At 57.7% G+C, this 13,089-nt stretch carries 13 protein-coding genes; 10 read left to right on the top strand and 3 right to left on the bottom strand.

Annotation, left to right across the window (positions count from 1 at the left end; genetic code table 11):
- The 3 genes from ABIQ96_RS18440 to secD form a co-directional block, all read left to right on the top strand.
- Positions 1 to 402: tRNA guanosine(34) transglycosylase Tgt (locus ABIQ96_RS18440; protein ID WP_348216101.1), on the top strand; the 402-nt coding region annotated here is incomplete at its 5' end.
- Positions 399 to 731, top strand: coding sequence for a preprotein translocase subunit YajC (gene yajC, locus ABIQ96_RS18445; RefSeq protein WP_348216102.1), 333 nt, complete (start codon positions 399 to 401; stop codon positions 729 to 731). The genes ABIQ96_RS18440 and yajC, both read left to right, overlap by 4 nt.
- 60 nt (positions 732 to 791) lie before the next feature.
- The gene (secD, locus tag ABIQ96_RS18450; RefSeq protein WP_348216103.1) at positions 792 to 3,221 is read left to right on the top strand and encodes a protein translocase subunit SecD; all 2,430 of its coding nucleotides are present in this window, start codon (positions 792 to 794) and stop codon (positions 3,219 to 3,221) included.
- Between the two features lie 84 nt (positions 3,222 to 3,305).
- Here secD and ABIQ96_RS18455 read toward each other — a convergent pair whose 3' ends face one another.
- Positions 3,306 to 4,091 carry an EF-hand domain-containing protein gene (locus ABIQ96_RS18455; RefSeq protein WP_348216104.1) on the bottom strand — a complete coding sequence of 262 codons (786 nt, stop codon included), beginning with the start codon at positions 4,089 to 4,091 and terminating at the stop codon, positions 3,306 to 3,308.
- 119 nt (positions 4,092 to 4,210) lie between these two features.
- Here ABIQ96_RS18455 and metF point away from each other — a divergent pair, with 119 nt between their 5' ends.
- Complete coding sequence (gene metF / locus ABIQ96_RS18460) at positions 4,211 to 5,116, top strand: methylenetetrahydrofolate reductase [NAD(P)H] (protein WP_348216105.1); 906 nt, start codon at positions 4,211 to 4,213, stop codon at positions 5,114 to 5,116.
- A 2-nt stretch (positions 5,117 to 5,118) separates the two neighbouring features.
- Here metF and ABIQ96_RS18465 read toward each other — a convergent pair whose 3' ends face one another.
- The gene (locus tag ABIQ96_RS18465; RefSeq protein ID WP_348216106.1) at positions 5,119 to 6,822 is read right to left on the bottom strand and encodes a hypothetical protein; all 1,704 of its coding nucleotides are present in this window, start codon (positions 6,820 to 6,822) and stop codon (positions 5,119 to 5,121) included.
- Positions 6,823 to 6,927: 105 nt separating this feature from the next.
- On the opposite strand from ABIQ96_RS18465, the gene ABIQ96_RS18470 reads away from it, so the two are divergent.
- Entirely contained in the window at positions 6,928 to 7,707 is a 780-nt protein-coding gene (locus ABIQ96_RS18470; RefSeq protein WP_348216107.1) for a segregation/condensation protein A, read from the top strand.
- 36 nt (positions 7,708 to 7,743) lie between these two features.
- On the opposite strand, the gene infA is transcribed toward ABIQ96_RS18470, so the two are convergent.
- Positions 7,744 to 8,037, bottom strand: coding sequence for a translation initiation factor IF-1 (gene infA, locus ABIQ96_RS18475; RefSeq protein ID WP_348216108.1), 294 nt, complete (start codon positions 8,035 to 8,037; stop codon positions 7,744 to 7,746).
- A 221-nt stretch (positions 8,038 to 8,258) separates the two neighbouring features.
- Here infA and ABIQ96_RS18480 point away from each other — a divergent pair, with 221 nt between their 5' ends.
- The 5 genes from ABIQ96_RS18480 to ABIQ96_RS18500 all read left to right on the top strand — a co-directional run.
- The gene (locus tag ABIQ96_RS18480; protein ID WP_348216109.1) at positions 8,259 to 9,647 is read left to right on the top strand and encodes a tetratricopeptide repeat protein; all 1,389 of its coding nucleotides are present in this window, start codon (positions 8,259 to 8,261) and stop codon (positions 9,645 to 9,647) included.
- Between the two features lie 112 nt (positions 9,648 to 9,759).
- Positions 9,760 to 10,212: a D-aminoacyl-tRNA deacylase gene (gene dtd / locus ABIQ96_RS18485; protein WP_348216110.1), complete on the top strand. Its 453-nt coding sequence runs from the start codon at positions 9,760 to 9,762 to the stop codon at positions 10,210 to 10,212.
- Positions 10,213 to 10,398: 186 nt separating this feature from the next.
- Positions 10,399 to 11,541 carry a glutamine-hydrolyzing carbamoyl-phosphate synthase small subunit gene (gene carA / locus ABIQ96_RS18490; protein ID WP_348216112.1) on the top strand — a complete coding sequence of 381 codons (1,143 nt, stop codon included), beginning with the start codon at positions 10,399 to 10,401 and terminating at the stop codon, positions 11,539 to 11,541.
- Positions 11,542 to 11,575: 34 nt separating this feature from the next.
- Positions 11,576 to 12,844: an adenylosuccinate synthase gene (locus ABIQ96_RS18495; RefSeq protein ID WP_348216111.1), complete on the top strand. Its 1,269-nt coding sequence runs from the start codon at positions 11,576 to 11,578 to the stop codon at positions 12,842 to 12,844.
- 131 nt (positions 12,845 to 12,975) lie between these two features.
- Positions 12,976 to 13,089 (top strand): undecaprenyl diphosphate synthase family protein (locus ABIQ96_RS18500; RefSeq protein ID WP_348216113.1); only part of this gene is annotated, 114 nt, incomplete at its 3' end.

Consider the following 13,089-nt stretch of genomic DNA (forward strand, 5'->3'; position numbering starts at 1 on the left):
GAAAAGCCACGCTACGCCATGGGACTGGGGACGCCGCCGCAGATTTTGGAAATGATCGCCCGCGGGGTGGACATGTTCGACTGTGTGATGCCGACCCGGATCGCCCGCCATGGCATGGCTGTCACCCTCGATGGTCCGATCAATATCAAGAACCTGATCCACGCCAAGGATCCGCGACCGATTTGTGAGAGCGCCCACCCGCACGTCGCCGGATTTTCCCGCGCCTATTTGCGGCACCTTTTCCGGGCTGGCGAAATCCTAGGTTTGCGGTTGCTTTCCTTCCACAATCTGCATTTCTACCTGTCCCTCGTCGCCGGGGCAAGGGATGCCATTGCCGCGGGGAACTTCTCCGCATACAAAGATTCCTTCATCCAGAGATACACTCGATCCGATCCAACATGACTTCATTTCCCGCGTTCAGTTCCATTCTCGCAGAGGCAGCCAAAGGTCCCGAGGGCATTCTCGGCAATCCGATCATCATGCCGGTCGTCATTCTGGTGGTGTTCTACTTCCTAATGATCCGGCCCCAGCAAACCCAGCGGAAAGAGCAGGCGGCACGCGTCTCCGCCCTTCAATCCGGCGACAAAGTCGTCACCACGGCGGGCATTCACGGCATCGTCCACAATGTCAAAGACAACACGGTGGTCATCAAGGTTGCCGAAGGAACCATGATCGAATTCGACAAAGCTTCCATCGCCACCGTCCACAAGAAGGACTCTTCCGCGAAGTAAACCCATCCCTTTTCAACCCACTCTCAGCCCCATTTCCGGAGCCAAACCCGACGTTTTACCATGCTAGCCGCCATTGCCTTTTACGATGACCCATTGACGCTTTTCGCCATCGGGTTGACCTTGATGATTTTGTTTTTCTGGTACTTCGCGACCGATATCGAGAGAAGGAAACGGAACGTCGGAACCATCCTGTTGATTGGCGTCACGGCCTTCTGCGTCATGGCCACAGTCCCCTTCAAAGACCGCCTCAAGGGCGGAATCGACATCGTCGGCGGCTCCTCGTTCACCATGCGGCTCCAGCCACGGGTCAATGATAGCGGTGAGGCGCAACCGATCACCAAGGATCAGGTCGAGCAAGCCATCGCTGTCATCGAAAAACGGTTGAATCCAGGTGGCAATCTCGATCTCCAGATTTCACGTCAGGGTGCCGATGGTATTCTGGTCCAGATGCCCGGCATCGAGGATAAGGAATCTGGCGCGATCCGAGCCAAACTAGAAACCGTCGCGAAGCTCGAACTGCACGAAGTCAGCCCTCGAAATGACGAGGTCGGTGCCGACCATAAAACCCTGGCTCAACGGGTGGCGGAGAACATCGAAATCATTCCCGGCTACCGCGCCTATCAGCTCAAGGGCAAGGACCAGGACGGCAAGGAATACAGCCGCCCGATCCTACTGAACCGCCGCGTGGCGATTTCCGGTAAAAACATCGCCAGCGCCTATCCGTCCCCTAGCGAACCCGACGCCGTCGGCGTCTCCCTCGACAACGAAGGCACTAACAAAATGATCGCCCTCACCGGCCCCATGCGCCTCGGAGTGGACCGCATCGCGATTGTTCTCAATGGCGACGTGATCAGTGCTCCTACCGTCCAAGCTCATCTGGCCAAGGACTTTTCGATTTCCGGTCTCCACGAACCCGGCGAAGTTCAGAGCCTCGCCAGCGCGCTGATGAATCCGCTGGAAAACCCGCTGCACACCGATGAAATGCGGATGGTCTCCCCCACCCTCGGCTCGGCGGTGGTCCAACAAGGTCTGGCCGCTGGCGGACTCGCACTCGGGATGACCTTCATCTTCGTGCTGCTTTACTACCGCGTGTCGGGCTTCATCGCCATCATCGGTCTGATCGTCAACACCATCATGCTGTTCGGCGTGATGGCGATGTTCAGCTTCACGTTCTCGCTACCCGGTATCGCCGGTATGGTTCTCACCATCGGTATGGCCGTGGATGCGAACGTGCTAATCTACGAACGTCTGCGTGAGGAAATGAGTCACGGCAAGTCACTCAAGAACGCGATCGAAGCTTCTTACGATAAGGCGTTCTCCGCAATTTTCGACTCGCACGTCACTTCTCTTCTCACCGCCGGCATCCTCTTCTGGTTCGGCGGCAGCGCGATCAAGGGCTTCGCCATCACGCTGATCATCGGGGTCACCGCCTCGCTGTTTTCCGCGATCCTCGTCACACGGGTCATCTTCCGTTGGGGCGTTGATCTCGGCCTTCTCAAGAAACTCAGCTTCCTCGACCTGATCAAATCGCATCACTACGATTTCATGGGCAAGCGCCGCATCGCCATCACCTTGGCGATCATCACGCTCATCATTTCACTCGGAGCCTTCGCCTACCGCGGCGAGCGCGCGCTGGGCATCGACTTCACTGGCGGATCACTCATCAAATTCCAAGTCGGCAAGGAAACGAAAGTTCCTCTCGAAGAAGTCAAGAAAGTCGTTGAAGGAATGAAATTGTCGAAAGCCGCCTATCCGCAGCAGGAAACCAATCTAACGACCGGCACGATGTTGACCATCCGCTGCGCCTCCAAGGATTCACGTGCCATCACCGAGAAGCTCCGCGAGTCCATTCCCGCACTGGGCCAGACGAAGCCGGGTTCCACGGACTATCTGATCGGCGCGAGCCAGGACGAAGTATCGGCGCTCATCGGTGGATCCTCAATGGTCCAATCGCTGATCGCCATCGCACTGGGACTTCTCGGGATCATGGTTTACATGACCATCCGCTTCGAGTTCTCGTTCGCGCTGGCCGGGTTCATCGCGATTTTCCACGACATCATCATCTGTGTCGGGCTGGTCGTCCTGATGGGCGGCGAGCTGTCCCTGATCCACGTCGGCGCGGTTCTAACCATCGCCGGTTATTCCATCAGCGACACCATCATCGTGTTCGACCGCGTTCGCGAAATGCTGCTGGTCCGGAACGACTCGGAAGAAGTGATTCTCAACGAAGCCGTCAATGCAACCCTGTCGCGGACCTTGCTCACCTCGGGTGCGACGCTGATCAGCGTCGCGATTCTCGCGATCGTCGGTGGTTCCGCCCTGCGCGATTTCGGAATCATCATCTTCATCGGTATCGTTGTTGGAACGTTCTCCTCGATCTTCATCGCGTCGCCAGTGGTGCTGTGGTGGAGCAATCGCAAGGGCGGCAACATCCGTGAGGCCGTCCTCGCAACCACTGCCAAGGCGGAGTCCATGTCGGCAGCTCCCTGAGCGTTTCAAACCCAAAAAAACCGGCAGTGGTCATGCGCCACTGCCGGTTTTTTTGTTGGGAAAACTGAGACCTGCTGAAGAGAATTATTTCTCCTCCATTTCGGGAGGCCTCGGCGGCAGATCTTCCGGGGAAATCTTGTGATCCCCGTTGGTATCGAGTTTTTCAAAGCGGTCCTCTTGCTCATCCTCGGTCAGATCCTTGACCCAAGGGCCAACCCTGAACTCCTCGAATGACAGAGAGCCGTCGGCATTCGTATCCAGCTTCTTGAAAAGTTTTTCCGGGTTGCCCGGGCCATCGTCATCACCCTCACCGCGACGCCCGCCTTCGGGGCCTTTGGGATGTTTGCCGGGCGGTCCTCCCTTGAAAGGAGGCTCCGGGCGGTCTTTCGGGGTGATCAAACCATCGCCGTCCGTATCCAGACGATGAAAAACCTCGGCCTGCTTTTCAGGAGGCAGTTTCTTGAAAAAGTCACCTTGCTTGAATTCTTCCAGACTGACGCCGCCACTCTTGTCGACATCCAGTTCCCAGAGTCGTTTCATCGGCGGTCCATCGTGAGGGCGGCCGAATTTCATGATCTCATCACGGCTCAGCTTACCGTCGCCATCCTTATCGAGCCGCTTGAAAATGTTCCCTCTCTTCTCTTCGGGAAGATTCTGAATCCGCGGCATCGCGTCGAATTCCGCTTTGGAAATAAAGCCGTCGTGATCCGTGTCCGCGTTTTTCCAAGCCTCGATAAAGGGGTTCGGCGGGCCACCGTGAGGCCCTTCTTCACCGGGAGGAGGGCCTTGTGGCGGTTCCGGTGGCTGGGCGAGGCAAACCACCGGCAGCAGCATTCCCGCAACAAGAAAGGAAACAGGGATTGTTTTCATGAGCAATTGACGCTTTTTTAGCCGCGTTCCGCAAAGCTAACTCCCGAAGAAACTCCGGCCCGCCTGAAAAGTTTCGTGAATCAACTCGGAATACCGCTGCCCCCAAACATCCATCCGCCATGCACATCCGCGACATTCTCAGCGATCCGAAGCCATCGCTCTCCTTCGAATTTTTCCCGCCGCGTTCCGCCGCCGCCTGGGAGGATCTCTATCAGGCCATTCGCGAGCTGGAACCGTTGGAGCCGACCTTCGTGTCGGTGACCTATGGCGCGGGAGGCGGCACCCGTGAGCTGACCCACGATCTCGTCGTGCGGATCAAGCAAACCACCTCGATCCCGCCAGTACCCCACCTCACCTGCGTTGGGCATTCCGAGAAGGAAGTGACGGAAATCCTCGAACGCTATGCCAAAGCGGGCGTCAGCAACATCCTCGCTCTGCGCGGCGATCCTCCCAAAGACCAGCCGGACTACGATTGGTCGGAAAGCGGATTCCGTCACGCCGCCGATCTGGTGGCGTTCATCCGCAAGTTCAATGATTCCGGGGCTCACCCCGATCCACGCGGCTTCGGCATCGGCGTGGCGGGTTTCCCGGAAGGTCATCCGGCAACACCCAACCGCGTGGATGAACTCGATTTCCTCAAAGCCAAAGTGGATGCCGGGGCCGACTACATCTGCACCCAGTTGTTTTTCGACAACCACGACTTCTTCGATTTCCGCGACCGTTGCGCGCTGTCCGGCATCAACGTGCCGATCATCGCAGGAGTAATGCCCGTGACGTCGTTGCAAGGCATGAAGCGGATGGCCGAACTCGCCGCGGGTGCGAGATACCCGGCGAAGCTGCTGCGGGCTCTGGAAAGGGCGAAATCGAGCGCCGAAGCCGTCGAACGGGTGGGCATTCACTACGCGGCGGAGCAATGCGCCGGCCTTCTCAACGAAGGCGTGGACGGCATCCATTTCTACACGCTCAATAAGAGCCACGCGACCCGGGAAATCTATAACAGCCTGGGCCTCGCGGCAAACGCATGATCTCAGCGCCGGCCCTGCGTGTAGATTTCCTCGGCCTGCTTCAGCGTGATTTCATAAAGTCCGCCTTCAATGGGAACCATCAGCGGAACCCTGCCTGAAGCGGGATCGACGGGAAACTGAGCGATCAGTTTCGGCGCGCGCTCGAACACATCGGAAGGCAGCGTGATCCTGAACAAGCCGTCATAGCGCAACGTTCTGGACAAGCGGTCGGACGAAAGCTGGTCAATCCGGCGTTTTTGCAGATCCAGTTCCAACCGGTCAAACAAGGTATTCTTAGCTTCGGGCTGGCCGGGTTTCTTATCCCGGTTCGTCGCCTCCCCGGCACCGCGCAGGGTGAGATCTTCGTCCTTGTTATCCGACAGATCCACGTCGTCGTCGTCACCATGGAAAAGCGGCGCGCCTCCCGCACTTGTATTCGTCCCTTTACCCGACGTGATTTCTTCGACGGACGGCAGCTTGACGGACATCTTCCCTACCAGCGTGGTGAGATCATCCGATTTCAGATTCACATCCGTCAGTTCCAATCCCCCACCGGAAGTTTTCAGGTGGAGCGAACCTTCCCGGAAATCAATACGGTGATAGTTCCGCGAATAATCCACCACCGACAGAGCCTTCAGCAAATGGAGCCTCTCACGCAACGAAATGACGTCCGGAGAATCCAACGTAATTCCGCCGTCGAACACGATACCCTCCGAGGAATTGGTGGATCCGCTGACATGAAATTCTCCTGATAGAGAGCCTTCGACAAAACTCCTAACCGGAGGTGGCACGATTCCGCTCAATGCCATTCCGCGCAGCTTCACCGTGCCGTTGATCAAGGGGCGGGCCCCTCCCGCGACCTTCAGTCCGGAGAAACTTACCGTGCCCTGCGCCAGCCGGAACTCGGCCTTCTGGAAAACCATCCCATCCCGGGTACAGACGATTTCCAGATCGACAATATCAAGTTTTTCCAGCCAGTTCTGGGTGAACCTGCCGCCCTTGAAGGAAAGCCTCAGCTCGTCATCAGTCCGCTGGATCCGGAGGAAACTATTGCTGATAGATCCGCGTGTATGGTCGAATTCATAGCCCTGTGAGGCGTCCGGATTCAAAGCCGCGGCATTGGTCACGGGGGCGACTGTCCGGCTGTAACCCCAGCGCACCGTGGCGTCGGCGATCTCGAACGTCTTCAGCTCGACCTTGTCGAACTTCTGGAAAAGCGAATCGCCCAACATTCTCGCCGCTTCCGCATCGTCAGCACCGGCGCGCAGTTCCATATCGAGTCGGGCGATCGAGATGGTGCCCGGTTTCCACTGCCCGGCCAGGCCGTCGAGGAATCCCATGTTGCAGTGGATATTCCTAGCATCCATCGTGTTGAAAAACGCGCCTTTGTCGCCTTTGCAAGCCAAGCCGTTGATCCCGAGTTCTCCCTGCACACGCGCCAAGCCGCGGATTTCGATTTCCGAGGCGCTCAAGCCGGTTTTGAGGGATGAGCGGAAGGCGTCATTGAACCCCTTCATCTCCGTGCGCTTCAGCAGATAGTAGCCAGCAAATACGGCTAGAATCAGGAGAAAAACCAACACCCGTGCCCCTAGGCGCAGGATGTGAAACATGGCGGTTCCCTTGGCACCGCTTCCCACCATCGAATACCGGATCTGGAACCAAAATCCCTGGTTCGCCACCCACTGGCTCAGGCGCTCGTTAAAATTCTGAGATTGCTCGGATTCCATAAATTCAACTCGGCTTACAGCCCCGCGATTAAAACGGCCCGTTTCCCGCGAAGCGAGGGAAATTTACCCTCGCACAGGTGGCGATCACGCCATACGACTCCGCCCGTGGAAGCTACCGACTACAAAGTCCGCCTGGAAATTTTCGAAGGTCCCCTCGACCTCCTTCTCTATCTCATCAAGAAAGACGAGGTGGATATTCATTCAATCTCCATTGAGCGCATCACCCGCCAATATCTGGATTACATCAATACGTTCAAACTGCTCAATATCGACCTCGCCTCCGAGTTCATCGTGATGGCGGCGAACCTGATGTATTTGAAAAGCCGCACGCTCCTTCCCAAGGTCGATCAGCCACCCGAGGAAGATGCAGAGGATGACGATCCGCGCTGGGAACTCATCCGCCAGCTCATCGAGTATAAAAAATTCAAGGATGCGGCCGGATTCCTCAGCCTGAAGGAAATGGAGCAGGAAGGAAGTTTTGCCCACCAACCGGATGCCGCCGAGCTGCCTGCCGAGGAACCTGCGGCACTCGCGGAAGTCTCGATTTTCGACCTAATCCGTGCGTTTCAGAATGTCCTCAAGCGCTTCGAGGAATCCCACGATTTCGGCGACATCATTGATGACCGCTACACCGTTTCGGACAAAATCGAGCTGCTTCTCGGCAACTTCGCTCCCGGTGAATCGCGGCGTTTCGAAACGCTGTTCCAATCGGCCACCACCAAGGCCGAGGTCATCGTGACTTTCCTCGCCTTGCTGGAATTGATGAAGCTCAATCAATTTATCGTCCGGCAGAGCGAATTGCTCGGCGACATCGTCATCGAACGCCGCGACAACCAATCCGTCGCCGCTATGGAAGCCGCGGAAGTCGGTGCCGACTACGCGTGATGATTTCCGGCGTCGGGCACAGGCCGCCCGGCAACATCAACCCAAACGGAATACGATCCGCGCCTTCGTCAGGTCATACGGAGACATCTCCATCTTGACCTTGTCGCCTACTACCAGACGGATGAACCGCTTGCGCATTTTTCCGGAAATGTGGGCCAGCACTTCGTGGCCGCTTTCCAACTTCACGCGGAACATCGTGCCAGCGAGAACGGATGAAATTTCACCGTCCACCTCCACCGCTTTTTCTTCTTCGTCCTTGGTGGAACGCTTTGGTGGACCATAACGATTTCGATTGTTACGACGTCCGGATTTCTTTGGGCGTGGAGGCATGGTGGCTTGAGATAATAGAAAAGGCGGAATGACAATCCCGCCCTGCGCCGACTCGGTAGCTCATCGGATTCCTTCCAGCAATCCCAAAAAACACGGTCATCATCTGATCCCGTGCTTTTCTTCATCACCGACGCTTGCAAAGCCGCCGCACACACTCCAGTTTTCTCGCCCGGAGCTGCCACAGCGTGGCTTCTTTCAAAAACCGCACTTATTTTAACGTCATGCCCGAGATCACCGAAAAGGAACTTCCAGCGAATTTGAAACCCATCTGGTTGAAGGCCCTCACCGCTGTCCAAACCAGCAATCTTGAGTTCGCCATCAACCTCCTCCAGTCCATCCTCAAAGACAATCCCGGCTTCCTCGAAGGTCGGAAAATTCTCCGCAAGTGCGAACTCCAAATCGCCGGCAACACCAAGAAAAAAGGCGGCCTCTTCGGAATGCAGTCCGGCGGCATGGGCGTCATGAAACTGGTAGGCCAAGCAAAAAAAGACCCTGCCGGCACGCTTCCGCTCATCGAGAAAGAACTCGAGAAAGACCCGCTCAGCGCCGCCGCCAACGACCTTCTCTTCGACACCTTGCTCAAGCTGGAACTCTTCGAGTCCGCCGCCTTCGCCCTCGAGACCGTTCGCAAGGGCACGCCGGAAAACGCCAAGCTGCTTCACAAGCTCGCCGAGTTCTACATCACCCGCGATCAGCCACTCATTGCCTCCGAGGTTTATAACGACATCATCAAGCACCATCCGACCGATGGCCCCGCCATCAAGGGCTCCAAGGACGCTTCCGCCCGCGCTTCCATGCAGAAGCAGAAGTGGGATGAAAACGCCGACATGCGTTCGCTGATGAAAAACACCGCCGAGTTCGAGGAACTTGAAAAAGCATCCCGCACCGGTCTCACCCGTGAGCAACTCGAAGAACGCCGTGACAAGGTCGTCGAAAAATACAATCTCGACCCCAACCATCTCGCCACCGTCAAGGATCTTGCCAACCTCTACGAACAGCTCGAGGATTGGCATAATTCCCACACTTTCTACTCGTGGGCCCACTCGCTGAGCAATGGTGACGTCGCCCTCGCCACCAAGGCCGCGGCGATGAAAGACAAGGCGCTTGAGACCGACATGAAACAACTCGAAGTCGCGGCAGCAGCCGATCCCGACAACGAGGAGCTCAAGGCCGCGCTCGATGCACGCAAGGCCGACCGCATCGCCGAACAAGTTGTGGAAGCCCAGAAGCGCGTCGACCAGAACCCAACCGACCCGCAACTCCGCTTCGAGCTCGGCACCGCGCTTTACAAGTCTGGCGACCACAGCGCCGCCATCCCCCACCTCCAACAGGCCACCCGCAACCCCCACATCCGCACCAAGGTCCTGTTGTTGTTGGCCCGTACCTTCCGCGCCAAGGGCATGTTCGACCTCGCCATCAAACAGCTCTCCGACGCCCTCGCCGACCTTATCGCCATGGACAACACCAAGAAGGAAGTCCTCTACGAAAAAGGCCTCATTCATACCGAAATGGGGGACAAGGAGTCCGCCCTCGACTGCTTCAAGCAGATCTACGAGGTCGATTATGGCTACCTCGACGTCGCCAAACGCGTCGAATCCTCCTATTCATAACTGATACCGGAAATCCTAACGGCCGCCCTTCCATTGGAAAGGGCGGCTTTTTTGTGTCCGCGTGGCGGGTCGCAGGACTTGCGAAATTTTGAGAAATCCACACGCTGACCGGATGCGGGCAGTCATTCAACGGGTTCTTGAAGCGTCGGTGACCATCGATGGTGAATGTGTTTCCCGGATCGGATCCGGGCTGTTGATTTTACTCGGGGTCGAAGATGGTGACACTGCGGAGGACGTGGCTTGGTTGAGCGGCAAAGTGGCGAGAATGCGGATTTTTGCGGATGCCGACGACAAGATGAACCTGTCCGTGCTGGATACCGGCGGCGGAATCATCGTGGTGAGCCAATTCACGCTCCACGCCTCAACGAAAAAAGGCAACCGGCCGTCGTTCCTGAAATCCGCGGCGCCAGCGGTTTCCGAACCGCTTTACGGGAAATTTTGCGAAGCGCTGGAAAGCGAACTCGGCAAGCCCGTCGGCCGGGGAATCTTCGGTGCGGACATGAAGGTCGCGCTCGTAAATGACGGACCTGTCACCATTTTGATCGATAGCCGTGCAAAGGAATGAGCCTTATGGAGTGTGGGACTGCGGCCCACCCGGACGATGAATCGAGAAAGGGATGCGCTTCACACGGTGCCTTCTCCACGCATCGGCCCCGCGGCCCGAAGTGCCGCGCTCCTTACCTGCCGACTCTCCGTGTGACATTCTCTTGCATCGCCCGAATGCGCTGCCTAGCCTGCCGCCGCCGTGCCGATTACTGCCATTCTAGCCCTTGAAGATGGACGCTGTTTCGAAGGAACCGCCTTCGGAGCCACCGGAACCACCACCGGAGAAATTTGTTTCAACACCTCGATGTCAGGTTACCAGGAGGTGATCACAGATCCTTCCTACCGTGGCCAAATCGTCGCGATGACCTACCCGCAAATCGGGAATTATGGGATCAACGCCGAGGACTCCGAGTCCGCCGGGCCGCACATCCGGGCGTTTGTGATCGGCGAGCTTTGCGAAGTGCCGTCGAACTGGCGCTCCACCCAATCGCTTTCCGCCTATCTCTCCGATAACAAGATCCTCGGCATCGAAGGCATCGACACCCGAGCTCTAACCAAGCACTTGCGTTCGCGCGGTGCAATGCGCGCCTGCGTCACCACCGAGCTGGACGCCGAGGCTGCCATCGCCGCCGCCAAGGCATCGCCATCGATGGAAGGCATGGACTACGTGAAGGAAGTTTCCACCCCGGAATCCTATCTGTGGACCGAGGAATCCCGCGAATGGAGCCTGCCTAACACCATGACCGGTGAAGTGGGCAACTACCGCGAACTGCCGCCGGTGCGCCACCGCATCGTTGCTTACGATTTCGGTTTGAAATATAACATCCTGCGCCGCCTGCGCCAGGCTGGATTCGAAGTGGAAGTCGTTAGTTCCACCACGCCCGCCAGTGAAGTGCTGGCGAAAAATCCGGATGGTGTTTTCCTCTCCAACGGTCCGGGAGATCCGGCGGCGCTCGGTTACATCCATGAAGAGCTGAAGCAACTCATCGGACAGAAGCCGATCTTCGGGATTTGCCTCGGCAATCAACTCCTCGCCCACGCCTTCGGCGGCAATACCTTCAAGCTGAAGTTCGGCCACCGCGGCGGGAACCAGCCGGTCAAGGATCTGCGCTCCGGGAAAATTTCGATCACCTCGCAGAACCACGGTTTCGCTGTCGATCCTGATTCGCTGCCGGACGATGTCGAAGTTACCCACGTCAACCTGAACGACGGCACGGTCGAAGGCATGCGCCACAAAACCCATCCGGTCTTCAGCGTGCAATACCACCCGGAAGCCGCTCCCGGACCCAACGACGCGAGCTACTTCTTCGAGGAGTTCGCCGCGCTGATTGACCAAACAAAACCATAAGACCGATGGGTCTAGCAGGACCTATTTTCATTTCATGAACACCATTATTGTTGGCCTCCAGTGGGGCGATGAAGGCAAAGGCAAAATCGTCGATTATCTCACCGAAGGATCCGACGTGGTCGTCCGCGGCCAGGGCGGAAACAACGCCGGCCACACGGTCATCGCCAAGGGCACGAAATACGTGCTGCACCTGCTACCCTCCGGGATTCTCTGGGACGCGAAGAAGAATGTCATCGGAAACGGCGTGGTCATCGACCCGGTCGGACTGGTGCAGGAAATCCAGCGGATCGAGTCTCAGGGAGTTTCCATCACACCCGACAAGCTGCTCATTTCCGACCGCGCTCACGTCGTGCTGCCGTTTCACAAGGAGCTGGATGCCGCACGCGAGGCCGCCCTCGGCGACCAGAAGATCGGAACGACCAAACGCGGCATTGGCCCGGCCTATGCCGACAAGGTAAACCGCTGCGGACTGCGCATCGCTGATTTTCTCGACCGCGAATTCACGGTCCAACAGATCACCCGCCGCGTCGCCGAAGCGAACGAGATCCTTGCGAAATACGATCTGACGATCTTCGATGCGGATCAAGTCGTTGAGGAAGTCTACACCGCGTTCGAGCGACTCCGGCCGCACGTTTCCAACACGATTCCCCTGCTGCACGCGGCATGGAAATCCGGCAAGACCATCCTGTTCGAAGGCGCGCAGGGGACCTTGCTCGACATCGACTTCGGTACCTATCCGTTCGTCACTTCTTCGAACACCACCTCCGGCGGCTCCTGCACCGGCACCGGTCTCCCACCCACGGCGATCCAGTCCGTCATCGGAGTTTGTAAGGCCTACACCACGCGCGTCGGTTCCGGACCATTCCCAACCGGCGACGAAGGATTGTCCGAATACCTCCATGGCCTCGGACGCGAGTTCGGAGCCACCACCGGCCGCCCGCGCGGTTGTGGCTGGCTGGACACGGTGTTGCTCCGCTTCGCCTGCATGGTCAACGGCGTCACCGGCCTGGCAGTGACCAACGTCGATGGCCTTGACGAATACGAGACGCTGCAAATTTGCACGAGCTACGATATCGACGGCGCGATCCACGAGCTTCCTCCCGCCGATCGCAAGGCTTGGGACCGTGCGGTGCCGATTTACGAAACGCTTCCCGGTTGGAAATCCGATACGACCGCTTGCACAAGCTACGAGGAACTTCCCGCCCAAGCCAAAGCCTACCTTACCCGTCTCGCAGAACTCTGCGGTGCCCCCATCGCCTTCGTCGGAGTCGGGCCGGATCGCGCGCAAACTCTCGCTGTTTAATTCCTTCCATTTTTCACGCAGGCCGCATTTTTATTTCATAGAGTTGGGTTCATCCTGATCCGCGAAACAAACCTGCAACCTCTCCCGTGAAATCCGTTTTTTCCCGTTCCCCAGCCGCCCAGCCTCCCGCCATGGCCGAACATCCCGAAATCCCGCGCCACGTCGCCATCATCATGGATGGCAACGGCCGCTGGGCCAAGGAACGTGGGTTACCGCGACTCGAAGGCCACCGCGCCGGTGCCGAA

It is taken from the genome of Luteolibacter sp. (assembly GCF_039920825.1).
Classification (GTDB): domain Bacteria; phylum Verrucomicrobiota; class Verrucomicrobiia; order Verrucomicrobiales; family Akkermansiaceae; genus Luteolibacter.